Here is a 24,308-nt window from a genome sequence, read left to right on the forward strand (position 1 = left end):
CCCCACGCGCCGTCATTCTCGGGCCTGTCCCGAGAATCCAATCCCCTATCGGCAGAATGATATGTTGCAGATGCTCGGGACAGGCCCGGGCATGACGGAGGAGAGGTCTGTGTTTCGCCAGCAATCGGCTATTTCAGTTTAGCCTTCAGCGTCGCATCGGGAAAGCAGGTAGGCGCCAAGCCGTTTTTCGCCTGCCAGTCGCCGAGTGAACGGCGCGTCTTGAAGCCCGCCAGCCCGTCCGCCTTGCCGACATCGTAACCTTTGGCAACCAGCGCCTTCTGCATGGCCAGAACATCCGATCGCAGCATCGATCCGACATTGCCCCATTCCGCCTTGAATGGCCCCGCGCCATGGGCGATGCGGTCGGCGAGATTGCCGATGAACAGGGCGTAGAGATCAGAATTGTTATATTCCTTGATGACGTAGAAATTCGGCGTCACCACGAATTCCGGCCCATGCCGCCCGGCCGGCACCAGCATCATGCCATCGGCGGTAAGGTCATTGGCCGGAAAGGCTTTTCCGGAAATGCGGGTGATGCCCATCTTCGTCCAGTCGGCCACCGGCCGTGCAAGGTCCGGGCCTTCCTGCGCGCACGAGACATTCGCCGGGATCGAGGCTTCGAAGCCCCAGTCGCGATTGCGCTGCCAGCCGCGCTGAGAAAGATAGTTCGCTATGGATGCCAGCGCGTCCGGTACGGAGTTCCAGATATCGCGCCGGCCGTCGCCATCGAAATCCACCGCATATTTGAGATAGCTTGACGGCATGAATTGCGGCTGGCCGAGTGCGCCGGCCCAGGAGCCCATCATGCGCGAGGCTGCGATATCGCCGCTCTCGACGATCTTCAGAGCATCGATCAGCTCGGTACGGAACATCTCTTTGCGGGTGGACATATAGGCCTTCGTGGCCAGCACATCGACCACCGAATGGGGCAATTTCGCACGGCCGAAACCGGATTCACGGCCCCAGATCGCCACGATGATATCGCCGGGCACGCCATATTTCGCTTCGATGCGACGAAGGGTGGTGGCATGGGTTGCCGCAAGCGACCGACCGGTGCCGGCAAGCCCCTGCAGTCGCTTCTCGGAGAAATAGGCGCCCGGTGAGGAGAATTCGGCCTGGCTCTGGCTTTGTTCCTTTGGCGGTTTCTGGCCGGGGATGACGAGATCAGGCAGCTTCCAGTTGATGGAGAGACCGCTCAGCGCAGCATCGAGCGTCTTTTGCGAAATACCCGCCTTGCGTGCTTCCGGCCAGATTTCCTTTTTCAGCCACGTATTGAATTCGGCGTCGTATCGGGCAGCGGCTGCACCGGTTGGTACAGATTGCGCCATGGCCGCCGTCGCTGAAAAAACGGAAAGAATGGCGGCCAGTGCCTTGAAGCTTTTCCGGGAAAAGTGGAGCCCGGTTTTCCGTCCGGAAATGCGCCAGGACAAACAATCAAATCGGTTTCGCATTCGGTCTCCTCTTTGGGTCGTGGGGAGTGAAGGAAGGCGTCAGATCGTCGTGCGGGCCCGAAGCGCCGCCGTCAATGTGCCTTCGTCGAGATAGTCCAGCTCGCCGCCCACCGGCACCCCATGCGCAAGCCGGGTGATCTTGATGCCGAGATCGGAGAGACGGTCGGTGATATAGTGGGCGGTTGCCTGCCCCTCAACTGTCGCATTGACGGCGATGATAAGCTCGCGAATGCCACCGACGCTGACGCGGTCGATCAGCCCCTTGATGTTCAAATCTTCCGGCCCGACACCGTCGAGCGGCGATAGCGTGCCGCCCAGCACATGATAGGCGGTGTTCATGGCGCCCGCCCGTTCCAACGCCCATAGATCCGAGACGTCCTCGACAACGATGATGACTGACTGGTCGCGCCGGTCGTCGGCGCAGACGGTGCAGGGATCGATGGTGTCGACATTGCCGCAGCAGGAGCAGATTTTCACCTTGTCATAGGCCTCGCTCATCGCGTGGCCCAGCGGCCCGAGAAGCTGCTCCTTCTTCTTGATGAGATGCAGCGCCGCCCGCCGCGCCGAGCGGGGGCCAAGTCCCGGCACTTTTGCCAGAAGCTGGATCAGTTTTTCGATTTCCGGACCGGTGACTCGTTTTGCCATGAGCGCTTTCTACTGCATAAATCGGGAAACGGGAATCATGAAGCGCGAAGGGCAGTTCATGAAAATACAGGCGGTGTGCCGGGGCGAGGCCAAAAAGCTGCCGGGAAAGACGACGAAGACGGGCATCTTCAAACATGCCGTGCAAGGCCCGGTCTTGGTGGATGCCGAAGGTATCGTCAGCGATGCCGTGTGCAATCGCAAACATCACGGCGGGCCGGATCAGGCGATTTACGTCATGGGGTCCGTCGATCTGCATTTCTGGTCCCGCTCCCTGGGCTTCGTAGTCGAACCGGGATTTTTTGGCGAAAACCTAGTTTTGGAAGCTGTCGACAGTGCAAAACTCCATGTCGGCGACAGGTTCTCGGCCCGCGAAGTCGTGCTGGAGGTAACCGCTGCCCGCATTCCCTGCGCTACACTTTCGGCCCGGATCGGCGATCCCGATTTCGCGCTGCGTTTCCGGCAGGCGGGCCAGCCGGGTTTTTATTGCCGCGTGCTGAAAGGCGGAATACTCGCTGCCGGCGAGGATATCGTCTTCGAACCCTATCAGGGAACGAAACTGCCGATACCGACTATTCTCCAGCGATTTCGTCCCATGCAGCTTAATGCAGCCGAGCGCATGGCCTATCTAGAAACGCCGCTTGCCAGCCGGTTTCGCGCGATGCTGGAGGCCTAAACTCTGCCTTGAGACGAGGACGGCGAATGCTAAACAGCGTTTCGCCATCCTGTTCAGTCGATATGATATCAGAACGGCAACTTCATGCCTGGCGGCAGCGGCAGACCGGCGGTCAGGCCCGCCATCTTTTCCTGCGCCTGTGCTTCGCCCTTTCCCTTGGCGTCCTTATGGGCCGCCACGATCAGGTCCTCGAGAATTTCCACCTCGTCTTCCTTCAACAGCGAAGGATCGATTTTCAGGCCGCGCATTTCGCCCTTGCCGTTGAGAGTGACGGTTACCAGACCGCCGCCGGCCCTGCCTTCGACTTCAAGGGCGGCGATTTCTTCCTGCACCTTTTCCATCTTGGACTGCATTTCCTTGACCTTGCCCATCATGCCCATGATGTCGCGCATGTGCCAAACTCCTGTTTTTGTTCTCGTTTAAAATTCGATGTCGTCGCCGGGAAGGATGTCGCCTTCGCTCGATTCGGCAACCGATGGCGGGGCGATTTCTTCCGCCTCGTCCTGTTCGACAGCTCTGATGCGCACGTCGGTGATTTTTGCGCCGGGGAATTGCTGGAGAATGGCCACGACGTCCGGATCCTGTCTCGCATCGACAAGGCGGGCGTCGCGGGCGTTGCCCTCGGCCTCCACCAGCGTCGGCTGGCCCTCTTCCTTGCTGAGGCTGACGATCCAGTGGATACCGGTCCACTCCTTTAGCCTCACGCCAAGCTCGCCGGGCAGCGAGCCGGGGGCGCCATCGCCAAGCCGCATATCGAGCCGGCCCGGTTCCAGTCGAACCAGCCGGACAAAGTTGCGGACCTTCGCCCGCATGACGGGATCGCGATTTTTCTGGCAGAGATCGGCAATATCCTGCATCGAATTAACCGGAACTTTCGGCTCCGGCCGTTCTTCGGTCTTTGGTGCGGCGATCTGCATGTCCTGCGGCCGGCTGTCGGGAACGGCGCGCAAAATTGCAGACGTCTGCGGCGTTGCCGGGCGCTGGGCGGGAAGATCGACAGGTCTTGCCGCAGCCACGGTTTGCGCTGACGAATAGGCCCGCGCCCCGCCACCATTGCCGCCGCCCGCAGGCGCGCCGTTGGCATAGCCGCCATCACCGTTGGAAAGCTCAAGCAGCCGCCGTGCCGCATCTTCGGGTGCGGGCAGATTGGCGGCATGAGAAAGCCGGATCAGCACCATTTCGGCAGCACCCGCAGGCCGCGAGGCATTTTCCGTTTCCGGAATGCCCTTCAGCAGCATTTGCCAGATGCGAGACAACGCGGTTACCGCGATGGTTTCGGCAAATTCCGCACCACGCACGCGTTCGATTTCGGAAAGAGAAGGATCGTCTGCCGCGTCAGGCACATATTTCATGCGGGTGACGAGATGGGTGAAATCGGCGAGGTCGTTCAATACGACGACGGGGTTCGCACCCGCCTCATACTGCCCGTTGAATTCCGAAAGGGCCGCCGCGACATCGCCTTTGACGACATGCTGGAAAAGATCGACGATGCGCGCCCGGTCGGCAAGGCCGAGCATGCCGCGCACCGCTTCGGCCTCCACACGGCCACCGCCATGGGCGATTGCCTGATCGAGCAGGGAAAGGCCGTCACGCGCGGAACCCTCGGCTGCACGGGCGATCATCGACAGCGCCTGCGGCTCAGCCTCAAAACCTTCCTTGCCGGCAATGGCGGTGAACAGGCCGACGAGATCGGCAGCGCTGATGCGGCGCAGGTCGAAACGCTGGCACCGCGACAGAACGGTGATCGGAACCTTGCGAATTTCGGTGGTCGCGAAGATGAATTTCACATGCTCCGGCGGCTCTTCCAAGGTCTTCAAAAGACCGTTGAAAGCCTGCGTCGACAGCATGTGCACTTCGTCGATGATGTAGACCTTGTAGCGCGCCGAGACCGGGCGATACCGCACCTGCTCGATGATCTCGCGAATATCATCGATACCCGTATGGGAGGCGGCGTCCATCTCGATCACGTCGACATGTCGGCCTTCCATGATCGCCTGGCAATGTTCACCGGGGATACGCAGGTCGATGGTCGGCTTGTCGATGGTGTCTGTCTTGTAATTCAGCGCGCGGGCGAGAATGCGCGCCGTGGTGGTCTTGCCCACGCCGCGGACGCCGGTCAGCATATAGGCCTGCGCGATGCGGCCGGTCTCGAACGCATTGGTCAGCGTGCGGACCATCGGCTCCTGGCCGACCATCAGATCGGAAAAATCCTTCGGGCGATATTTGCGCGCCAGTACCCGGTAGCCGGTCCCGACCTGGGATTCGCTTGGTGTGGTGGGTACGGTATCGCTCATTGCCTCGCCAGTTTGTTTTGCCAGTTTGTCTTGGGGCGCTGAACTGGCCCGGCGAAAGCTGAGCACGTCTTTTAAAAAAAGGTGGGAGGCTGGCACGGCGACCCGTGCCGGGCTCGTTAGGGCTGCTTCCTTCCGGACCTGACCCGGTTGGCGAGTGGCTCGTCCACCACCAACCTCCCGGGGCCACATATCGGCAATATCGACAGCAAATGCAAGCCAAGCCTTCAAAAAACTGCTATCACAATGAAAACAAACATGGAGGACACCTTGGAGACATTCCGGCTGGACGACAGGCTGGCACGCGATAGCGTGCTTGTGACGCGTTTGGGGCTATGCGAATTGCGTTTGCAGAATGACAGCCGCTGGCCCTGGCTTGTGCTGGTGCCCCAGCGAGACAGTGTCAGCGAATTGTTCGATCTTACCCCGCTCGATCAGGCCATGCTGACATTTGAGACCAATCTCGTCGCCGCTGCGCTGAAAGAAGTCACGGGGGCCATCAAGATCAATGTCGGTGCGCTTGGCAATATCGTCCGGCAGCTTCATGTTCATATTATCGCCCGCAACGAAGGCGACACCTGCTGGCCTGGACCCATCTGGGGTCACGGAACGCCGGTGCCTTATGCGGCGGGTGAAAAGGAAACTTTCATGAAAAAAATCTCCGGCGCGCTCTGATGATGTCAATGACAATTTTCGAAACCAACGCTCCCCATCCCGAAGCAAGCCTGCTGACAGCTTTTTCTAAAAATGCCCTCGACCGTTTCGCCGAGAAGCGTACGGAAGAGTGCGTTGCCGATGCGCTGAAAATCGACGGCACCCATATTTTTGCCTTCTCCGGTAACCGGCTTGTCCTGAAGCACGATGATCAGGTCATCGATCCCCTGTTCTCCGCCTATGAGCTGGCCGAGTTGCAGCCGGATTTCGACAATGCCGTGCTGCTGGGATACCGTGAAACCGGCGAGCCGAGAATCGCCGTGCCGGTTGCCGTCGCCGAAGACCATCTGGCGAGCCATTACAAGCTTGCCGACGCCCGCACGCTTTACCGCGATCATCTGCTCGATGAGGAGTTGCTAAGCGAAGTTGCTCAGGCTGTCAGCCTCACGCACTGGAATGGTGACAATCGCTTTTGTGGGAAGTGCGGCGGGAGCATGGAGCTGCGGATCGGCGGTTACAAGCGGATCTGCGCTGCCTGCAACCACACTATTTTTCCGCGAACCGACCCTGTCGTCATCATGATGACGATCGATATCGAGCGCGATCTTTGCCTGCTTGGTCGTGGCGCCCATTTTGCGCCGGGCATGTATTCCTGCCTCGCCGGCTTCGTTGAACCGGGTGAAACCATCGAGCAGGCCGTTCGCCGTGAAACGCATGAGGAATCCGGTGTCGACATCGGCCGCGTACGCTATCACGCCTCCCAGCCTTGGCCGATGCCGCATACGCTGATGATCGGCTGTTATGCCGAAGCGCTCTCTTTCGATATCGCCCGTGACGAGATCGAACTGGAGGATTGCCGGTGGTTTACGCGCACTGAGGTGGCCGCGATGCTGGAGACGGCGACGGGCGAAGGTTTTTCCGCCCCTCCGGGTGGCGCCATCGCGCACCGGCTGATGCGCGACTGGGTGGAATGGACGAAATGAAGCGCGTTGCGGCAGGCTCAGTTCTGGTTGAGCTTGCCGCGCATAGCATGGCCCTTGTAGACGCCGAGAATGCGGACTTTTTCTGAGAAGAAGCGCAACTCGTCCAGCGCATGCCGTACCGGCTCGTCATCCGGATGACCTTCAATATCGGCATAAAACTGCGTTGCGACGAATTTTCCGCCGAGCTGATAGCTCTCCAGCTTCGTCATGTTGATGCCGTTCGTCGCAAAGCCGCCCATGGCCTTGTAGAGTGCAGCCGGAATGTTGCGCACGTTGAAAACAAAGGTCGTGACAATGATTTCGTCGGTAGAATTGTCGCGAGACTGGCGCTTGGCCCAGTTTTCATCACGCGACAGCACGACGAAACGGGTGACGTTGTTTTCCGAATCCTCGACATTTTCCGCCAGAATATCGAGACCATAGAGATCGGCCGCAAGGCGTGGTGCCAAGGCCGCCATGCTGCGATCGCCCTTCTCGGAAACCTGCTTGGCCGCACCCGCGGTGTCGCCGGCGATAACCGGCTTCCAGCCATTGGAACGGATGATCTTGCGGCACTGGCCCAGCGCGTGGATATGGCTGTGGACGGTGCGAATCTCGTCTTTTTTTACACCCGGCATCACCATCAGCTGGAAGCGGATCGGCATGAAATATTCACCGATGATGTGCAGGCGCGATTCCGGCAGCAGATGGTGAATATCGGCGACGCGGCCGGCCAGCGTATTTTCGATCGGGATCATGCCGAGATCGGCTTCGCCGTTTTCAATGGCGTTGAAGGCATCCTCGAAAGTGGGGCATGGCAGAGGCTCCATATCCGGGAACATGTCGCGGCAGGCCATGTCGGAATTCGCGCCGAATTCGCCCTGAAAGGCAATGCGATTTGTGCTCAAGGTCATGAAATTTTCCGTCAAAGAGTTCTGCTTGCAAGAATGGTGCGGGCTTTTTCGAGGTCGTGCGGCGTGTCGACGCCGAGCGGCACGGAGCGGACGATTTCCGCATCGATGCGCATGCCCGCTTCCAGCGCCCGCAACTGTTCCAGCCGCTCGCGCTTTTCCAGAGGCGAGGGCGGAAGGCTCACGAATGTCTCAAGTGCTGCACGCCGGTAGCTGTAAAGTCCGATGTGATGGTAAAGCGGCCCGTCGCCATAGGGAGCGGTGGTTCGGGTGAAATAAAGCGCGCGCAATCGCGTCTCGGAAAGCGGGCTGCCAACCACTTTCACCACGTTAGGATTGGTTTTTTCATCCTCGTCGGTGATTTCCACCGTCAGCGTGGCGATGTCGACGGCGGGGTTCTCCAGCGGGCGCAGAGAGGCGCGGATCGTCTCCGCCTCGATGGTCGGAAGATCCCCCTGAACATTGATGACGTATTCGGCGTTGCCGTGAGGATCGGCCTTTTGCAGCGCTTCGAAGATGCGGTCCGAGCCGGACTGATGGTCGTCCCGCGTCATCATCACGTCGAAACCGGCATTTTGAACGGCCGAAAAAACCTGTTCGTCATCGACTGCAACGATGATTCGTTCCGCACCTGCTTCTCGCGCACGTAACGCCACCTGAACGATCATCGGCTTGCCGCCAATATCCGCAAGCGGCTTGCCCGGCAGGCGTGTGGATGCCATCCGCGCCGGTATGAGGACGACAGCTTTCTCGAAATCCCGATTCTTCATCCGACACCCTTCAAATCCCGTCCGAAAAGTGTCAAAACGTCACGGAGTGGGGACCATTATTCAAGTTGCGCAGGCTGTGCAAAAGCCATAGCTTTCGAGTAATTTCAAGATGCCCGGTTATATGGAGCGGATGCGAGGGAGCGCATATAGATGAATTCTTATGTAAATATGGGCGTTGGGGCGTTGCTGGGTACGGTTTTTGTCCTGATGTCGGTGTCAATTGCTTCTGAGGGCATTTTCCATGCACCTACGCCCGAGAAGGAAGGTTACGCCATTGCTGCTGCAGAAAGCGGCGGTGAAGCAGCCGGCGGAGAAACGGCTGCCGCGGCGACGCCAATCGCGCAATTGCTTGCGAGCGCCGACGCTGCCAAGGGCGAAACTGTCTTCAAGAAGTGTACGAGCTGTCATACCGGAGAGAGTGGTGGTGCAAACAAGGTCGGCCCCAATCTCTTCGATATCGTCAACCGGCCGATCGCCAGCCACGAAGGTTTCAGCTATTCCGCGGGCATGAAGGATTTCTCCAAGGGCGGTTCCGTACATTGGGATTACGATCATCTCAGCTTCTTCCTCGAAGCTCCCAAGAAACACGTTCCCGGAACGGCCATGGGCTTTGCAGGTGTGAAGAAAGAAACGGAAAGAGCTGATCTGATCGCTTATCTGCGCACGCTGTCGGCAAACCCGGCGCCGCTGCCGGATCCGGCAGCTGCTCCCGCGCCGACGAACTGACGCAGATCTGCTTCATAAAAAAGCCCGGCAGCGATGCCGGGCTTTTTCATTCTATGGCATGTCTGCTCCTTAAAAGATCAGAAGCCCTTGCCGCCACGCAATTCGGAAATCACGGTTCCGACCATGATCTTGATATCCAGCCAGACCGAAAAATTGTCGACGTAATAAAGATCGGAAACAATCCGCGCCCGCGCCTTGTCACTACGATCCGTCGGGCCGCGCAGCCCCCGCATCTGTGCAAGGCCGGTAATACCTGGCCGCATCTGGTGCCGCATATGATAATGAGGAACCAGTTCCTCATAAGGCCGGCCGGCCGCCAGCATGCCGATGGCATGGCAGCGCGGGCCCACCAGCGACATGTCGCCTTTCAAGACATTGATAAGCTGCGGCAATTCGTCAATGTTCGTGCGGCGGAGAATGGCGCCGATACGGGTTATGCGCGGGTCGTTCTTCACCGTTTGCGCCACACCGGTGGCGTCGCCCAGTTCGGTCCGCATGGAGCGAAATTTATAGACGCGGATTTTTCGCCCGTTCATGCCCCAGCGGACCTGCGAGAACAGAACTGGCCCCCTGCTGTCTAACTTGACCAGCGCCGCAACCGTCAGCAATACGGGCGCCAGTGCGACAAGGGCGATGGACGCCCCTGCAATGTCGATTGTTCTTTTGAGCGCGAACTGGCCGCGCTGCAACGAAGATGGATTTTTATCCGAATTGGAAGTCTGCATTTCCGCCGTTTCGAAACTGGCGGCCGCAGGATAGGGAGCGCCGTAAAAAACGGCATGCGATGAGCCTTTAGTACCCAGCATAATATGGAACCCTGAAAAGTTATTTTGAAACAAGAAAATTAATTTATATGAACAATTAATAATTCATTTACCGTAAAAAGTCACCCGAAATGTAGCCGCCTCTGCGCAAAAGGCAATCTAGGGTTAATGTCGGTGCACGCATATGTTGCGGCTTTGCGGCCTCTCCGCTCATGGCTGCGGGTGTGAAGGACCAAGCCTCTGGAAAACCGGGGACTTTGCGGAAAGTGAGCGTGTGGCTACGGGCTCAACTATCGGTCATGAAGTTGGCCGGCTATGCCTGATACGGGTCAATTTCCCATCAGAATGTCGAGCAGGGTCGTCTGTTTCGGTCCTGGTGTTGCAGGTGATTGACCGCCTATATCCGCCGGCGGCACGGGTCCGTTGCCGGCCTGATAGCCGGGTTCGATATCGCGGGAAGGGATGTTCGCCGGCGGCATGGCCATATCAGGCTGATTCGGGTTAGGCGAAGCGGGTGCGTCGGGATAGGCGCGGGTGTCCGTCGTTCTGCCGCCCAGCGCATTGGAAATGATGTCGCCGATGGAGGAGGGCGCGTTCTCGGGTGCCGGTTGCTGCATTTCCCCAAGCGGCGGCACGGCACCTGCGCCAAGGCCGAAGAGAGGCGAAGGCGAAAGCCCGGAATGGGCGGCGGTCATGAAATCTTTCCAGGCCCTTGCCGGAAGACCGCCACCGGTGACCTTTTTCATCGAGGTGCCGTCGTCATTGCCGAACCAGACGCCCGTGGTCAGATTGCTTGTGTAGCCGACAAAAAGTGCGTCGCGGAAGGATTGGGTGGTGCCGGATTTTCCCGCCGCCTGCCAGCCTTGCAGGCGCGCGGCCTTGCCCGTACCTTCGGTAATGACGCGCGACAGCATTCCGTTCATGGTCGCGGCGATTTCCTCACTCAGCACACGTGGCGGATTGTCGTATTTGTTTTCGTAAAGAACCTTGCCGTCGGCATCGGTGATACGCTTGACGATGTGCGGCGTCGCCTTGTAGCCGCCATTCATGAAAGGTGCGTAGGAGGCCGTCAGCTCCATCAACGACACTTCCGAGGTACCGAGTGCGATGGAGGCATTGTTCTGCAACTCCGATTCGATGCCCATGCGATGCGCTACCTGCGTCACCCGGTCAGGGCCAACTTCCATCACCAGCTGTGCGGCTATCGTGTTCAGCGAATTGGCGAGTGCTGTCGCGAGCGTCACTTCGCCACGGAATTTCTTCTCGTAATTTTCCGGGGTCCAGTTGCCGATGCGGACCGGCGCGTCGTTACGAATGGTGTAAGGGGTAAGCCCCGATTCGAGCGCGGCCACATAAACGAAGGGTTTGAAGGCCGAGCCGGGCTGGCGTTTCGCCTTGGCGGCACGGTTGAACTGGCTTTCGGCATAATCGGCCCCGCCGACCACGGCCCGGATCGCGCCGGTGCCATCGATGGAAACCAGCGCCGCCTGCGAAGCGCCCTGTTTCTTGCCGTCGCCCTGCAATATATGTGTCAGCGCCTTTTCGGCGTCGCGCTCGAGATTGGGGTCGATGGTCGTATCGACGACGATGTCCTGCTTCACCTCCCCAACCAGGCTGCGGACTTCCTCCAGAACCATATCGGCGGCGTAATGTTCGGCACCGGACCAGAAACGTTTCGCCTTGGTCGGCGGCTGCGACATGGCGGTCTTGATTTCATCGTCGGTGATGAAGCCGACATCGCGCATGGACTGCAGCACGACCTGCGCCCGCTCTTCCGCCGCCTGCGGATCACGCGCCGGCGAAAGGCGCGAGGGCGCTTTAAGAAGTCCGGCAAGCATCGCCGCTTCGCCCAGATTGACGTCGCGCGCGGATTTGTTGAAGTAGCGCCGGGAAGCCGCCTCGACGCCATAGGCGTTGGACCCGAAATAGACGCGATTGAGATACATCGCGAGAATCTGGTCCTTGGTGAATTCATGCTCCAGCCAGAAGGACAAAAGCACTTCCTGAACCTTGCGCTCCAGCGTCCGGTCGGGCGAGAGGAACAGGTTTTTCGCCAGCTGCTGCGTCAGCGTCGAGCCGCCCTGTACGGTTCGCCCCGTCAGCACATTCGTCACGATCGCACGGCCGAGACCCAGCGGATCGATGCCGAAATGCGAATAAAACCTCCGGTCCTCGATCGCCATGACGGCCTGCGGAATATAGGGCGACATGTCTTCCAGCGCGAGGGCCTCGCCGCCTGTCGTGCCCCGATTGGCAAGCACGCTGCCATTGACAGAAACGATCTTTACATTCGGCGGGCGTTCGGGAATGGACCAGCTGCTGGCGCTTGGCATGCGTGCGCCGTAATAAAGCACAAGACCGGCAACGCCGATACCGCCCCAGATACCGAGCACGATGCACCAGTAAACCAACGAGCGGACAATGCCAGTCGCACCGCGACCGGAGGAATTGCGAGTCCGCTTTTCTTTTTTCTGCGGCTTGGCGCGGCTGGAGGCCGGCTTGGTTTTTTTTGCTGGTTGTTTTGCGGTTCCGCTGATGCGCTCGCTGGCATCGAGGCGCAGGTCATCACCGGATTCGTGGAAATCCCCGAAGGAAGGTTCTACCCGATCGCGTGATTTGCCCTTGCCTGCCATCCAGCCGAAATTGCTCCTTATTCACGAAACCGCACGCACCCATATGGGAGCTTCAGGCTTCTATGCCCGCGCGATGCTTAATCCAGGATGAAGAGTTTAAATGCGGCAATTTAAGGCGGGGTTAAGTCCAGGTCGGATCAAATCGCCGTCATTGGCAGACGTCGACCCATTCCGCTCCCGTCAATTCAGCCATGGCATCGGGTGAAATCCGCACCGCCGCATTGGTGGCGCCGGCAGCCGGCACCACCTCATCATAGTTTCTCAGCGATATGTCGCAAAACACCGGTAGAGGTGAGGGCAGCCCGAAAGGGCACACGCCGCCGATGGGATGGCTGGTCACAGCAACCACGTCTTCCGGCCCCAGCATGCGCGGCTTTGCCCCGAAATGATCGCGGAATTTCCGGTTGTCGAGCCGCTTCGTGCCGGCGGCGACGACGAGAAGAACGATATCGCCCGCCTTCAGGCAGATTGTCTTGGCAATCTGGTCCGGCTCGACGCCATGCGCTTCGGCGGCCAGAGCGACGGTTGCCGAACTGGCTTCCGTTTCGATAACGGTCACTTCCGGCAATTTCTCGGTGAAGAAGGCTCTCACGGATTCAATAGTCATGCGTATTTATTAGGCGGTAAGCGGGCAAGCTTCAAGACGCCAGAAGATAGCTATGCGTTTTATGCAATGCTGCGCTGCGATGAAGTGTCTGTTTTTTGAGCTGATATCCTGTATGTTTAAACCATCGAAGCGACGCACTCCTCCTCCCAGCGTCGCCCGATTGGACTGACAATACTCCTCCTCCCAATTGTCAGTCAGTTTCAAGAACCCGGCGCACCTCCTCCCGCGCCGGGTTTTTGCTGTTTAAGGCCCTGTTTTCAGCGGCTTCGGTTTGGGCGCGCTTCACAAAGATCACACCGTTTTTCAAAGAAACTTGACTTTTGGCCCCTGCCAACCTAGGTGTTCGCCCATCGATATTTGTTTGACGACCAGAGCTTCGGCGCCTTTTCGGGTGCACACGACGATCTTTCCTTCAAATTCGACCCAAGACCGCACTGCCTGCAGTGCAAATACAATTTGCCAACGGAAGGAAATCGTTATGGCGACTGGTACAGTAAAGTGGTTCAACGCAACCAAGGGCTACGGCTTCATTCAGCCTGACGACGGTTCGCAGGACGTATTCGTGCACATCTCCGCTGTTGAGCGCGCTGGTCTGACCGCCCTCAACGACGGTCAGAAGCTCTCCTACGAGCTGATGCAGGATCGCCGCTCGGGCAAGATGTCCGCAGGCGAACTCGTCGTTTCCTGATAAGCGCACTGGCCCCAACGGGGTCATTGACATGAATGAAAAGGCCGGATTTTTTCCGGCCTTTTTCTTTTGGAAGACGGTCCTGAACGGGCCGGTCTTGAAAAGAACGGATCGCATACCAATATAGGGTTCAACGGTGTTTCGGATGAAACCTGTCAGGTGGGCATTTTGATAATGCCGCTGTGATCGCGTTAACCAAAGATTAACCAAAACAGCTGATCCTGATCGTGAAAGCAGCGTCGACATGATCGACGCGCTCTGAAGCATCAGACCGTTGAACGCTTTGACCACGGATGTACTGGCATTGACGAAAAACGGATGGAAAGGTCGGGCTTGCCCGGCCTTTTTGTTTTTGAGCGCCAAAACGTAAAATGGCAATAAGCAGAAAAAGGAGGAGTCGGGTAACCGACGCCTCCTCTTTTTTTGACTACTTTGCCGCCAGCGCGTCGAGAATGCGGACCCAGGAGCGGATGCCCTTGTGGAAGGACTGCAGGTCGTATTTTTCATTGGGCGAATGAATGCGGTCGTCGGTAAGGCCGAAGCCGACTAGCAGCGAATCCATGCCCAGCATCTTCTGGAAATCACCGACGATCGGGATCGAGCCGCCCATGCCGATGACGACGGCGGGTTTCGGCCACTCGTCCGAAAGCGCGTTTTTAGCCTTGGTCAGCACCGGTGAATCATAAGAAAGCTGGATAGCCGGCGATGCGCCATGCTCATGAAACTCCACCGAGCAATCCGCCGGGATTTTCGAGCGCACATAAGCCCGGAAGCTCTCGCGAATGGCCGCGGGGTTCTGTTCGCCAACGAGACGGAAGGACACCTTGGCGGAGGCCTTCGCGGCGATTACGGTCTTGAAACCGTCACCGGTATAGCCGCCGATGATGCCGTTGACTTCCGCCGTCGGCCGCGCCCAGGTCTGCTCCAGCACGGTGCGGCCTTTTTCGCCCGAGGGAACCGAAAGGCCGACTTCACCGAGGAAGGCTTCCGCTGAGCGCCCCAGCGTTTCCCAGGAGGCCTTGATGTTGGCAGGGGTTTCCTCCACGCCGTCATAGAAGCCGGAAAGCGTCACCCGGCCGGTTTCGTCATGCAGGCCAGCCAAAATATCGGTCAGAATGTGGATCGGATTTGCGGCCGCACCGCCGAACAGGCCTGAATGCAGATCCCGGTCAGCAGCGGTGATGACGATCTCTTCCCCGACGAGGCCGCGAAGGGCGGCGGCAATGGCGGGCGTATCGCGGTCCCACATGCCGGTATCGCAGACCAGCGCATAATCGGCCTTCAGCTCATCCGCATTGGCTTCGAGGAACGGCTTCAGCGAGGGGGAGCCGGATTCTTCTTCGCCCTCAAAGAGAATGGTGACGCGCACCGGCAGGCCGCCATTGACGGCCTTGTAAGCCCGGCAGGCTTCCACGAAAGTCATCAGCTGGCCTTTGTCGTCAGCCGTTCCGCGCCCGGTAATCACTTGACGGCCAGCGCCGATATCCTTGATGGCTGGTTCGAACGGGTCATTTTCCCAGAGATTGAGCGGATCGACCGGCTGCACATCATAGTGCCCGTAAAAAAGCACATGTGGTGCGTCTTTGGTGGCTGCATCATGATGCGCCACCACCATGGGATGACCGGCCGTATCGCGAACGGAAGCCTCAAAGCCCAGTGAGGAGAGCGTTCTGACCAGCCATTCCGCCGCCTTGCGGCATTCCGCCTTATAAGCGGGGTCCGTGGAAATCGACGGAATGCGCACCAGTTCGAACAGCCGCTCGAGGCTGGATGTAAGATTGTCGTCGGCGGTGGAAAGAATGGGGGAAACGTCTGTCATCGCTGATCCTGTCATGTCTGTCGTGACCCCGCGATGGACGAGGCATCCGGGCATCGCGCATCGCGTGGGAACAAGGGGCTGACGTGTCGTGAATCGCCAAACGTGCAGCCGCCGGAACGATAGAGCAGTTCCGGAAAACTGCGAAGCGGTTTTCCATCCGAAATTGCGCATAAACAAAACCCGGAGCCTTCAGTAATGACAGGCCGCGGAGCAGATAAGCAGCGGTTTCAAGTTGCAGATGCTATTTCGCTTTTTTTGCGCTTTCGATCGCTCGGCGCATATATTCCAGCAGAAGCTGTCTTTCGAAACGGCGGAAATCCTTAAGCAGCGTCTCTTCGGTGGCCTCAGACGCTGCAATGGCATTCGCCTCCAGATCCCTGCCGCGCTGGGTCAGCTCGATGATCTGGGCCCGGCGGTCGCTGGGATGGGATTTGCGGATGATCAGCCCGTCGCGCTCCATACGTGAGAGCGTGTTGGCAAGCGTTGCCTGCTCGACGTCGATTCGATCGAGCAATTGCCGCTGCGTCAGGCCTTCCTCATGCCATAGCTCGATGAGGATGGGGAATTGCCCGGGGGAGAAACCCAGGGCAGCGGCTCTTTTTTGCAGCGCCATGGTGAATTCCCGCGCCATTTTCGTGGCGAGATAAATTGCCGATTCGTCCCGGGAAAATCCCATTCTTCCGTCCGTAGAGCATTTCTGCCGGCATATTCCGGCAATTTCGATAGCGCGATATATATCGTATGATATGTTTACGCCAGCCCGGAATCCGGAACAAAATAAAACCGCCATGGCCGGGAGGGATCGGCCATGGCGGTCATATTGGAGGACAAAGGCCCGGAGAGGGGGAAAGGCCTTTGTCCGGTCTGACGCGGCGGGGGACGAGCCAGCTATCAGACTACGGCGTGATCAGGCGCCGTCCCTTATGAAATGTGTCTCCAAATACGGCTTTTCAAGGGAGGAGCTGATTACAAATCGGTAACGTTCGGGTGAATTCTCAGCGCTTTTTGGGCGGCCTCGTTTCCAGTGCTTTGCGGTGTGTTGTGCGAAGTTTCGGTGGACGCCAAAACGGCCCCGCGCTATCCATATCGCCATGAAAAAAGGCGATCATCTCTTCCTCGTTGACGGTTCCGGTTTCATTTTCCGGGCCTTCCATGCCATTCCGCCGCTGAACCGCAAGTCGGACGGGCTGCCGGTCAACGCCGTCTCCGGCTTCTGCAACATGTTGTGGAAGCTCCTGAAGGATGCGCGCAATACCGATGTCGGCGTGACGCCCACACATTTTGCGGTGATTTTTGATTATTCGTCGAAAACATTCCGCAACGAGCTTTACGATCTCTACAAAGCCAATCGCACCGCGCCGCCGGAAGATCTGGTTCCGCAATTCGGACTGATCCGCGAGGCGACGCGCGCCTTCAACCTTCCCTGCATCGAGACCGAAGGTTTCGAGGCGGATGACATCATCGCCACCTATGCCCGCCAGGCGGAGGCGATTGGCGCCGACGTCACGATCATCTCTTCCGACAAGGATCTGATGCAGCTCGTCACGGCCAATGTGCATATGTACGATGCCATGAAGGACAAGCAGATCGGCGTCCCTGACGTCATCGAAAAATGGGGCGTCGGTCCGGAAAAGATGATCGACCTGCAGGCGATGACCGGCGATTCCACCGACAATGTCCCGGGCATTCCCGGCATCGGGCCGAAGACGGCGGCGCAATTGCTGGAGGAATATGGTGATCTCGATACGCTGCTGGCGCGGGCGGGCGAAATCAAGCAGCAGAAGCGTCGGGAAAACATCATCGCCAATGCCGATCTTGCCCGTCTTTCCAGACAGCTCGTGGCGCTCAGAACCGATGTGCCGCTGGAGCAATCTCTTGAGGCGTTGGTGCTCGAACCGCAGAACGGCCCGAAGCTCATCGCTTTCCTGAAGGCGATGGAATTCACGACGCTGACCCGTCGCGTCGCCGAAGCGACCGACAGCGACGCCTCTGCTATCGACCCCGCCAATGTGCCGGTGCAGTGGGGGGCGGATGCCCATGGCCCCGATCTCGATGCGCCCGCTTCGGCAGTCGCCATTGGTGACGTGGCCGCCGGCGCAACTGCCGCCTCGGCTTCGCCCTCTGCTGCGGCGAGAAAGCTGACCGGGGAAGGCAGCGCACCTGCCGATCTCGCCGCCGCGCGCCAGGCGCTTTTTTCAGCCGCCAAGATCGATACGACCGCTTATACGACGATCAGAGACCTTGCAGAACTGGACCGCTGGATTGCTGCAGCCCGTGAGACCGGCGTCGTCGCCTTCGACACGGAAACGACTTCGCTTGATCCGATGCAGGCGGAACTTGTCGGTTTTTCGCTTGCCATTGCCGATAATGGCAAGGACGCCTCGGGCACCGATATCCGCGCTGCCTATGTTCCCTTGACGCACAAGACCGGCTCAGGCGGCGATCTTTTCAGCGATGGTATAAAGCTTGCCGAAGGGCAGGTACCGTTTGCCGAAGCGCTGGCGCGTTTGAAAAACCTCCTCGAGGACCCTGCGGTTCTGAAAGTCGCCCAGAACCTCAAATATGACTATCTGCTGATGAAACGCCACGGCGTCGTCATGCAGAGCTTCGACGATACCATGCTGATTTCTTATGTTCTGGAGGCTGGCAAGGCCACGCATGGCATGGATTCGCTGTCTGAACGCTGGCTGGGCCACACGCCGATCGCTTACAAGGACGTGGCGGGATCGGGCAAGTCGAGCGTCACCTTCGATTTCGTCGACATAGACAAGGCGACGGCTTACGCTGGGGAAGACGCGGATGTCACCCTGCGCCTCTGGATGGCCCTGAAGCCCCGGCTGGCCGCCGAGCGGCTGACCAGCGTCTACGAGCGGTTGGAGCGCCCTCTGGTGCCGGTTCTGGCACACATGGAAGAACGCGGCATCACCGTTGACCGGCAGATCCTGTCACGTCTCTCCGGCGAACTGGCGCAAAAGGCGGCCGCCTTCGAAGAGGAAGTCTACCAGCTGGCGGGTGAGCGTTTCAACATCGGCTCGCCAAAGCAGCTTGGTGATATTCTGTTTGGCAGGATGGGCTTGCCCGGCGGCTCCAAAACCAAGACCGGCCAATGGTCGACATCGGCGCAGGTTCTGGAAGATCTGGCGGCGGAAGGTGCCGAACTGCCACGCAAGATCGTTGACTGGCGGCAGCTGACCAAGCTGAAATCGACCTATACGGATGCGCTGCCCGGCTATATCCACCCTGAAACGAAGCGGGTGCATACGTCATACGCGCTTGCCTCCACCACCACGGGCCGTCTGTCGTCTTCGGAACCGAACCTTCAGAACATTCCGGTGCGCACCGCCGAAGGCCGCAAGATCCGCACGGCCTTCATCTCCACGCCCGGTCACAAGCTACTGTCCGCCGACTACAGCCAGATCGAGCTGCGGGTGCTCGCTCACGTCGCCGATATTCCGCAACTGCGCAACGCCTTCGAAAACGGCATCGACATTCACGCGATGACCGCATCGGAAATGTTCGGCGTGCCGGTGGAAGGCATGCCGTCGGAAGTGCGCCGCCGCGCCAAGGCCATCAATTTCGGCATCATCTACGGTATTTCTGCTTTCGGTCTCGCCAACCAGCTGAGCATCGCCCGCTCGGAAGCCGGTGAATATATCAAGAAATATTTCGAGCGGTTTCCCGGCATTCGCGATTACATGGAAGCGACCAAGGCTTTCGCCCGCGAGAATGGCTATGTCGAAACGATTTTCGGCCGCCGCGCTCATTATCCGGAAATCCGCTCTTCCAATCCTTCGGTGAAAGCCTTCAATGAGCGGGCGGCCATCAATGCTCCGATCCAGGGCTCCGCTGCCGATATCATCCGTCGTGCCATGGTCCGTATCGAGCCGGCGCTGGAAGCGGAGAAGCTCTCCGCCCGCATGCTTTTGCAAGTACATGACGAACTCATATTCGAGGTCGAAGAAGCGGAAATCGAAAAGACCCTGCCGGTCGTCGTCTCTGTCATGGAAAACGCGGCCATGCCGGCGATTTCCATGAAGGTGCCGTTGCAGGTGGATGCGCGTGCTGCGGAGAATTGGGACGAGGCGCATTGACGGCTATCTGATAGGCCAATGTCATTGATTTGTTGCGTGCGCAGACTAGGGGGAACCTCTCACAAGGAGTTCCCCGATGCACGCCCCGCTCGTCTCGAAAGATCTGGAATATTTCTCCGCCAATAGCCACGATGAACCACCGCGCCATCTCGGTAGCCGTTACAATTTGGATGGCAAATTTCTGCCCGAGCCGGGCAATACGGTGGTTTGTCATCTCCTCGAGGGGTCGCAGAGCGAAAGCGCGATCATCAAGACGCGCCAGCGCTTCCTGGATATGCCCGAGGCATCGCAGCTTGCCTTCACACCGGTTTCCAGCCTGCACATGACGGTATTTCAGGGCATAATAGAATTTCGGCGCGCTCTGCCCTATTGGCCGGAGAACATGCCGCTCGATACGCCGATCGACACGATGACGGACTATTATCGCGATCGTCTTTCGGCTTTTCCCGCCCTTCCGGTTTTCAATATGCAGGTGACCGGCCTCATGCCCACAGGGCTGGTGATGCAGGGCGTGACCTCGGAAGACGATCGGATCGTTGCGTTGTGGCGCGATGCGTTTGCCGAGGCCTTCGGCTACCGGCATCCCAACCATGAAAGTTATGAGTTCCATATTACGCTGTCTTACGTCACGCGCTGGTTCGATCCGGAATGCCTGCCGCGCTGGCAGGCGATGCTCGATGAGGAGCTGGAAGAACTGCGTGCGGCAGCGCCGGTCATCGAGATGCGGCCACCGGCTTTCTGTGAATTCAAGGATATGAACCACTTCAAGGAGCTTGTCGTTTTTGATAGGAGGTGAGGCATGATTTGCCATGCCTGACGGCAGCCCGTTGCACCAATTCCGCTGAATCGGAAAAAATGCGCGTCAGGGCTGGTCAAAGCCCGTTTGGGCATGTATAAGCGCGCCAAATTTCCGATATCGAGACACCCGACATTCGGCCTTTGGTTCTGGCCGGTTCCGTTGTTTCGCCGCTAAAGTGGAGTAACAAAAATGGCTGTACCAAAAAGAAAAACAAGCCCGTCCAAGCGCGGTATGCGCCGCTCGGCTGACGGTCTCAAGTCTGCAACCTACGTTGAAGACAAGAACTCCGGCGAACTGCGCCGCCCGCACCATATCGATCTGAAGACCGGTATGTATCGTGGCCGTCAGGTTCTGACGCCGAAGGAAAGCGCATAAGCTTTTCTGAAGTCTTATTTGCAAAAAACCGGCCCTCGTGGCCGGTTTTTTGTTTTCTGAAGGGGGCGTCCGTCAAAGGCGGGTCACTTGGAAAATAAGATAACACCTCCTACACTCTCTGTGGGAGTTGGCGGGAGCCTGATGTGGGAGAGGAGCTTCGGTGAAATATCGCTGGATTTTGCTGATATTTCTCAGCCTCGGCCTCGGTTATGGCGCCGTGACAAGGGGCGGCGGCATCATCGCGGAAAGCTATTTCGGCGAAGTCTCCGATCAGGGGCGCACCACTCTGCGTTTGGCCGTCTCGGCCCTCGGCGGGCTTTTGAGCCGTTACGAGCCGCTGCCGGCCCTGATTGCCGACCACGACGACATTGAGGAACTGGTCGCGCATCCGAAGGACGAGGCCTTGCGCCAGCGTGCCAATGTCTATCTAAAATCCATCAACACCCTGCTGGAATCCTCCGATATCTACATCATCACGCTGGACGGCGAGACCGTCGCGGCCAGCAATTATGATGGACCGACCAGCTTCGTCGGCGAGAATTTCAGCTATCGTCCCTATTTTCAGGATGCGGCAAAAGGCTTGCAGTCGCGCTTCTTCGCGCTTGGCACCACCTCTCACAAGCGTGGCTATTATTTTTCCGCTCCCATTCTCTTTAATGAGGAGATCAAGGGCGTCATTGTCTTCAAGGTGGATATCGAAGGCATCGAGGCCTCCTTCGGTGATGGCGAGAACCGCATTCTGGTGTCGGATCCCGAAGGCATCATATTCATGACCGGAACGCCGCAGTGGCTCTATTCCGGCCTGATGCCGTTGACGCCCGAAAGGTTGGCGCGCACGGAGGCCTCCCGTCGTTATGCCAATGCCACGCTGAAGGAGCTGCCGGTAAAAAACGGCAATTTCGGCTCCCATCAACTGATGACGATCACCCAGAATGACGGCGAGAGGGAATATATGGTCCTGTCGCAGCCGATGCCGGATGCCGGCTGGACCGTCAGCGTGCTGATTGATACGGGTTCAGTCAGGACACAGGTCAAGACGGCGATGATTGCGATCATCCTGTGTCTGTGTCTCGCTGGCGCCCTCATCGCCGCCATGCTGCAGCGGCGGCGGCGTCTGCGTGAGCGCCTGACCCATCAGGCCGAGGCTCAGGCTGAACTGGAGCGCCGGGTAGAGGAGCGCACCGCCGATCTCGCCCGGGTCAACCAGGAGATCAAGCACGAGATTGCCGAACGCCGCCAGACCGAGAAACAATTGCGCAGGATGCAGAATGATCTGGTGCAGGCGGGTAAGCTTGCCGCACTCGGTCAGATGTCGGCGGCTCTGTCACACGAATTCAACCAGCCGCTTGCCGCCGCCAAGAACTATGCGGAAAACGCCTCGCTTCTGGTGGAGCGCGGACGTCTGGACGACGTGACGGAAAATCTCAGACGCATCTCGGGCCTCATCGATCGTATGGCGTCCATCAGCAAACACTTGAGGAATTTCGCCCGCAAGCCCAACGAAAAAATGGCGGCGGTCGGTCTGGAGGCTGTGCTTCGCGATACGCTGGAAATCGTCGGTGCGCGGCTGAAGGCCGCCAATGCGGTGCTGGATGTCGATCTCGGCCCGGTGCCGCTTGCGGTGAAGGCCGGCTCAGTGCGGCTGCAGCAGGTTCTCGTCAACGTCATCTCCAATGCTGCCGATGCCGTGGAAGGGCGCGAGGATCGCCGCATTGCCCTGCAGGCTATACAGCATGACCAGACGGTGTCGATCTTCATTCGCGACCGTGGCCCCGGCGTGTCGCCGGCGATTTCGGAACGCATCTTCGATCCCTTCTTCACCACCAAGGGTGTGGGGCGCGGTCTCGGCCTAGGCCTTTCCATCTCCTACAACATCATCAAGGATTTCGGCGGCCAGTTGCGTGTCCGAAACCATGAAGAGGGCGGGGCGGAATTCGAGATCGAATTGCCGGCAGCAGCCTGGCGTATGGAGGTGGCCGCCGAATGACCATGTCGCGGGTCCTGTTGATCGATGATGAGGAGGAGCTGCGTTTTTCCACCGCACAGGCGCTGGAGCTTTCCGGTTTCGCCGTCACCATGCTGGCGAGCGCCGAACATGCGCTCGAACTCATCGGTTACAGCTTCGACGGCGTCGTGGTCAGCGATATCCGCATGCCAGGCATGGATGGCATGACGCTGTTGCAGAAGGTGCGGGAGCTTGACCCGGAAATACCTGTCATCCTCATGACCGGACACGGCGATGTGCAGCTGGCGGTCAATGCCATGCGCAATGGGGCCTATGACTTCATCGAAAAGCCGTTCACGCCGCAATATCTCGCCGGCATCATCAAGAGAGCCAATGACCGGCGGGCGCTGGTGCTGGAAAACCGCCGCCTGAAGGCGGTGGCGGGCAAACATGACGATCTCGAAACGCGTTTGCCCGGCCGAACCCAAGTCATGGTCGATCTGCGGTATCGTATCCGCGCCATCGGTGCGACGGACGCCGATACGCTGATCGTCGGCGATACTGGTGCTGGCAAGGAGGTGGTGGCGCGGGCGCTGCATGATATCAGCGCCAGAGCCAACCGGCCTTTCGTTGCAATCAATTGCGCCGCCCTTCCGCAGACGCTGATCGAAAGTGAACTCTTCGGCCATGAGGCCGGTGCTTTTCCGGGTGCGCTGCGCCCGCGTTATGGCAAGTTCGAGCACGCTCGTGGCGGCACCATCCTGCTGGATGAAATCGGTTCCATGCCGTTCGAATTGCAGGGCCGGTTCCTGCGTGTCTTGCAGGAGCGGGTTATTACCCGTCTTGGCTCCAATGAAACCGTCGAACTCGACGTCCGCTTCATCGCCACCAGCAAGGTTGATCTGGAACAGGAAGTTGCCGCAGGCCGGTTCCGCGCCGATCTTCTTTATCGTCTGAATGTCGCGACAATCCTTGTGCCCTCCCTGTCGCAGCGCAGCGCCGATATACCGCTGCTGTTCCTGCATCTGGTACGGGAGGCTGCCGCCCGTTACGGGCGGGAGGACATGGACGTGCCGCAACAACTGCTCTCCGTCGTTTCCCTTCGCGAGTGGCCCGGCAACGTGCGTGAATTGCGCAATGCGGCGGACCGCTTCGTCCTTGGCCTGGAAAGCGATGCTTCCGAAGCATCACCGTCGTTTCAGGATGATGGCAGGGAAGGGCTTGCCACAAGGGTCGCAGCCTATGAAAAAAGCCTGATTGCGCGCGCGATTGCCGTCCACGGCGGCAATCTGAAATCCGTCTATGAGAGCCTCGGCATTTCCCGCAAAACGCTTTACGAAAAAATGCAGAAATATGAACTGCACCGGCATATGACAGAGGTGTGATGGGTGGATTTCCACCCACGGATGAACCTCTATGGGTAGAAATCCACCCATTGCCCTTTGTGACGACGATAAAAGCGCATCTCTCGGCAAGACCGCCGTTGCTGAACGACAATCCCGGA

21 protein-coding genes and 1 other RNA gene are annotated in these 24,308 nt (G+C 58.7%); 10 read left to right on the forward strand and 12 right to left on the reverse strand.

The window, feature by feature from the left end; translation table 11 throughout:
• Window positions 1–128: 128 nt before the first annotated feature.
• Window positions 129–1,367 carry a lytic murein transglycosylase gene (locus tag CFBP6623_RS14080; RefSeq protein WP_408606475.1) on the reverse strand — a complete coding sequence of 413 codons (1,239 nt, stop codon included), beginning with the start codon at window positions 1,365–1,367 and terminating at the stop codon, window positions 129–131.
• 123 nt (window positions 1,368–1,490) lie between these two features.
• The gene (gene recR, locus CFBP6623_RS14085) at window positions 1,491–2,096 is read right to left on the reverse strand and encodes a recombination mediator RecR (RefSeq protein WP_046799114.1); all 606 of its coding nucleotides are present in this window, start codon (window positions 2,094–2,096) and stop codon (window positions 1,491–1,493) included.
• A 37-nt stretch (window positions 2,097–2,133) separates the two neighbouring features.
• On the opposite strand from recR, the gene CFBP6623_RS14090 reads away from it, so the two are divergent.
• On the forward strand, window positions 2,134–2,769 hold the full coding sequence (locus tag CFBP6623_RS14090) for an MOSC domain-containing protein (RefSeq protein ID WP_046799115.1): 636 nt from the start codon (window positions 2,134–2,136) through the stop codon (window positions 2,767–2,769).
• 68 nt (window positions 2,770–2,837) lie between these two features.
• On the opposite strand, the gene CFBP6623_RS14095 is transcribed toward CFBP6623_RS14090, so the two are convergent.
• From CFBP6623_RS14095 to ffs, 3 genes are all read right to left on the reverse strand, one after another.
• Complete coding sequence (locus CFBP6623_RS14095; RefSeq protein ID WP_046799116.1) at window positions 2,838–3,161, reverse strand: YbaB/EbfC family nucleoid-associated protein; 324 nt, start codon at window positions 3,159–3,161, stop codon at window positions 2,838–2,840.
• Window positions 3,162–3,188: 27 nt separating this feature from the next.
• A complete protein-coding gene (locus tag CFBP6623_RS14100; RefSeq protein WP_046799117.1) occupies window positions 3,189–5,063 on the reverse strand; it encodes a DNA polymerase III subunit gamma/tau in 1,875 nt (624 codons plus the stop codon).
• An 81-nt stretch (window positions 5,064–5,144) separates the two neighbouring features.
• Window positions 5,145–5,241, reverse strand: an RNA gene (ffs, locus tag CFBP6623_RS14105) — signal recognition particle sRNA small type.
• 65 nt (window positions 5,242–5,306) lie between these two features.
• Here ffs and CFBP6623_RS14110 point away from each other — a divergent pair.
• Both CFBP6623_RS14110 and nudC read left to right on the forward strand, forming a co-directional pair.
• Window positions 5,307–5,735: an HIT domain-containing protein gene (locus CFBP6623_RS14110; protein WP_046799118.1), complete on the forward strand. Its 429-nt coding sequence runs from the start codon at window positions 5,307–5,309 to the stop codon at window positions 5,733–5,735.
• A gap of 2 nt (window positions 5,736–5,737) precedes the next feature.
• Window positions 5,738–6,697 carry an NAD(+) diphosphatase gene (gene nudC, locus CFBP6623_RS14115; RefSeq protein ID WP_046799420.1) on the forward strand — a complete coding sequence of 320 codons (960 nt, stop codon included), beginning with the start codon at window positions 5,738–5,740 and terminating at the stop codon, window positions 6,695–6,697.
• Window positions 6,698–6,714: 17 nt separating this feature from the next.
• On the opposite strand, the gene CFBP6623_RS14120 is transcribed toward nudC, so the two are convergent.
• A complete protein-coding gene (locus tag CFBP6623_RS14120; protein WP_046799421.1) occupies window positions 6,715–7,590 on the reverse strand; it encodes a prephenate dehydratase in 876 nt (291 codons plus the stop codon).
• 11 nt (window positions 7,591–7,601) lie between these two features.
• Window positions 7,602–8,357 (reverse strand): 3-deoxy-manno-octulosonate cytidylyltransferase, encoded by a 756-nt coding sequence (locus CFBP6623_RS14125; RefSeq protein WP_046799119.1) that lies wholly within the window; start codon window positions 8,355–8,357, stop codon window positions 7,602–7,604.
• Window positions 8,358–8,507: 150 nt separating this feature from the next.
• Here CFBP6623_RS14125 and CFBP6623_RS14130 point away from each other — a divergent pair, with 150 nt between their 5' ends.
• Window positions 8,508–9,083, forward strand: coding sequence for a c-type cytochrome (locus CFBP6623_RS14130; RefSeq protein ID WP_046799120.1), 576 nt, complete (start codon window positions 8,508–8,510; stop codon window positions 9,081–9,083).
• A 77-nt stretch (window positions 9,084–9,160) separates the two neighbouring features.
• On the opposite strand, the gene CFBP6623_RS14135 is transcribed toward CFBP6623_RS14130, so the two are convergent.
• The 3 genes from CFBP6623_RS14135 to CFBP6623_RS14145 all read right to left on the reverse strand — a co-directional run bounded on the left by CFBP6623_RS14135 (window position 9,161) and on the right by CFBP6623_RS14145 (window position 13,087).
• Window positions 9,161–9,889, reverse strand: a complete 729-nt coding sequence (locus CFBP6623_RS14135) for a sugar transferase (protein ID WP_046799121.1) — start codon at window positions 9,887–9,889, stop codon at window positions 9,161–9,163.
• Between the two features lie 287 nt (window positions 9,890–10,176).
• Complete coding sequence (locus CFBP6623_RS14140; RefSeq protein WP_137002534.1) at window positions 10,177–12,480, reverse strand: transglycosylase domain-containing protein; 2,304 nt, start codon at window positions 12,478–12,480, stop codon at window positions 10,177–10,179.
• A 148-nt stretch (window positions 12,481–12,628) separates the two neighbouring features.
• Complete coding sequence (locus tag CFBP6623_RS14145; protein WP_046799123.1) at window positions 12,629–13,087, reverse strand: YbaK/EbsC family protein; 459 nt, start codon at window positions 13,085–13,087, stop codon at window positions 12,629–12,631.
• A 478-nt stretch (window positions 13,088–13,565) separates the two neighbouring features.
• Between CFBP6623_RS14145 and CFBP6623_RS14155 the strand changes: the two genes are divergently transcribed.
• Window positions 13,566–13,775, forward strand: a complete 210-nt coding sequence (locus CFBP6623_RS14155) for a cold-shock protein (RefSeq protein ID WP_046799124.1) — start codon at window positions 13,566–13,568, stop codon at window positions 13,773–13,775.
• 427 nt (window positions 13,776–14,202) lie between these two features.
• Here CFBP6623_RS14155 and CFBP6623_RS14160 read toward each other — a convergent pair whose 3' ends face one another.
• Together CFBP6623_RS14160 and CFBP6623_RS14165 are read right to left on the reverse strand one after the other, a co-directional pair.
• Window positions 14,203–15,594 (reverse strand): dipeptidase, encoded by a 1,392-nt coding sequence (locus CFBP6623_RS14160; RefSeq protein WP_046799125.1) that lies wholly within the window; start codon window positions 15,592–15,594, stop codon window positions 14,203–14,205.
• Between the two features lie 241 nt (window positions 15,595–15,835).
• Window positions 15,836–16,270 carry a MarR family winged helix-turn-helix transcriptional regulator gene (locus CFBP6623_RS14165; protein WP_046799126.1) on the reverse strand — a complete coding sequence of 145 codons (435 nt, stop codon included), beginning with the start codon at window positions 16,268–16,270 and terminating at the stop codon, window positions 15,836–15,838.
• A 415-nt stretch (window positions 16,271–16,685) separates the two neighbouring features.
• Between CFBP6623_RS14165 and polA the strand changes: the two genes are divergently transcribed.
• From polA to CFBP6623_RS14190, 5 genes are all read left to right on the forward strand, one after another.
• Window positions 16,686–19,685, forward strand: coding sequence for a DNA polymerase I (polA, locus tag CFBP6623_RS14170; protein WP_080842417.1), 3,000 nt, complete (start codon window positions 16,686–16,688; stop codon window positions 19,683–19,685).
• Between the two features lie 76 nt (window positions 19,686–19,761).
• Window positions 19,762–20,481, forward strand: a complete 720-nt coding sequence (locus tag CFBP6623_RS14175) for a DUF1868 domain-containing protein (protein WP_046799128.1) — start codon at window positions 19,762–19,764, stop codon at window positions 20,479–20,481.
• A 192-nt stretch (window positions 20,482–20,673) separates the two neighbouring features.
• Window positions 20,674–20,859, forward strand: a complete 186-nt coding sequence (gene rpmF / locus CFBP6623_RS14180; protein ID WP_003507205.1) for a 50S ribosomal protein L32 — start codon at window positions 20,674–20,676, stop codon at window positions 20,857–20,859.
• Between the two features lie 160 nt (window positions 20,860–21,019).
• Entirely contained in the window at window positions 21,020–22,846 is a 1,827-nt protein-coding gene (locus tag CFBP6623_RS14185; protein ID WP_046799129.1) for a sensor histidine kinase, read from the forward strand.
• Complete coding sequence (locus CFBP6623_RS14190; RefSeq protein ID WP_046799130.1) at window positions 22,843–24,189, forward strand: sigma-54-dependent transcriptional regulator; 1,347 nt, start codon at window positions 22,843–22,845, stop codon at window positions 24,187–24,189. The genes CFBP6623_RS14185 and CFBP6623_RS14190 overlap by 4 nt, the downstream gene beginning before the upstream one ends.
• Window positions 24,190–24,308 lie beyond the last annotated feature (119 nt).

The organism is Agrobacterium tumefaciens (assembly GCF_005221385.1).
Taxonomy (GTDB): Bacteria; Pseudomonadota; Alphaproteobacteria; order Rhizobiales; family Rhizobiaceae; genus Agrobacterium; species Agrobacterium tomkonis.

What these genes read in the sequence shown, in the direction of transcription:
- nudC (WP_046799420.1), top strand. Translation starts at nt 5,738, where the DNA reads ATGTCAATGACAATTTTCGAAACCAACGCTCCCCATCCCGAAGCAAGC.
- CFBP6623_RS14175 (WP_046799128.1), top strand. Translation starts at nt 19,762, where the DNA reads ATGCACGCCCCGCTCGTCTCGAAAGATCTGGAATATTTCTCCGCCAAT.
- CFBP6623_RS14090 (WP_046799115.1), top strand. Translation starts at nt 2,134, where the DNA reads ATGAAGCGCGAAGGGCAGTTCATGAAAATACAGGCGGTGTGCCGGGGC.
- CFBP6623_RS14120 (WP_046799421.1), bottom strand. Translation starts at nt 7,590, where the DNA reads ATGACCTTGAGCACAAATCGCATTGCCTTTCAGGGCGAATTCGGCGCG.
- rpmF (WP_003507205.1), top strand. Translation starts at nt 20,674, where the DNA reads ATGGCTGTACCAAAAAGAAAAACAAGCCCGTCCAAGCGCGGTATGCGC.
- CFBP6623_RS14155 (WP_046799124.1), top strand. Translation starts at nt 13,566, where the DNA reads ATGGCGACTGGTACAGTAAAGTGGTTCAACGCAACCAAGGGCTACGGC.
- CFBP6623_RS14095 (WP_046799116.1), bottom strand. Translation starts at nt 3,161, where the DNA reads ATGCGCGACATCATGGGCATGATGGGCAAGGTCAAGGAAATGCAGTCC.
- CFBP6623_RS14165 (WP_046799126.1), bottom strand. Translation starts at nt 16,270, where the DNA reads ATGGGATTTTCCCGGGACGAATCGGCAATTTATCTCGCCACGAAAATG.
- CFBP6623_RS14100 (WP_046799117.1), bottom strand. Translation starts at nt 5,063, where the DNA reads ATGAGCGATACCGTACCCACCACACCAAGCGAATCCCAGGTCGGGACC.
- CFBP6623_RS14160 (WP_046799125.1), bottom strand. Translation starts at nt 15,594, where the DNA reads ATGACAGACGTTTCCCCCATTCTTTCCACCGCCGACGACAATCTTACA.
- CFBP6623_RS14125 (WP_046799119.1), bottom strand. Translation starts at nt 8,357, where the DNA reads ATGAAGAATCGGGATTTCGAGAAAGCTGTCGTCCTCATACCGGCGCGG.
- CFBP6623_RS14135 (WP_046799121.1), bottom strand. Translation starts at nt 9,889, where the DNA reads ATGCTGGGTACTAAAGGCTCATCGCATGCCGTTTTTTACGGCGCTCCC.
- CFBP6623_RS14145 (WP_046799123.1), bottom strand. Translation starts at nt 13,087, where the DNA reads ATGACTATTGAATCCGTGAGAGCCTTCTTCACCGAGAAATTGCCGGAA.
- CFBP6623_RS14140 (WP_137002534.1), bottom strand. Translation starts at nt 12,480, where the DNA reads ATGGCAGGCAAGGGCAAATCACGCGATCGGGTAGAACCTTCCTTCGGG.
- recR (WP_046799114.1), bottom strand. Translation starts at nt 2,096, where the DNA reads ATGGCAAAACGAGTCACCGGTCCGGAAATCGAAAAACTGATCCAGCTT.
- polA (WP_080842417.1), top strand. Translation starts at nt 16,686, where the DNA reads ATGAAAAAAGGCGATCATCTCTTCCTCGTTGACGGTTCCGGTTTCATT.
- CFBP6623_RS14190 (WP_046799130.1), top strand. Translation starts at nt 22,843, where the DNA reads ATGACCATGTCGCGGGTCCTGTTGATCGATGATGAGGAGGAGCTGCGT.
- CFBP6623_RS14130 (WP_046799120.1), top strand. Translation starts at nt 8,508, where the DNA reads ATGAATTCTTATGTAAATATGGGCGTTGGGGCGTTGCTGGGTACGGTT.
- CFBP6623_RS14110 (WP_046799118.1), top strand. Translation starts at nt 5,307, where the DNA reads ATGAAAACAAACATGGAGGACACCTTGGAGACATTCCGGCTGGACGAC.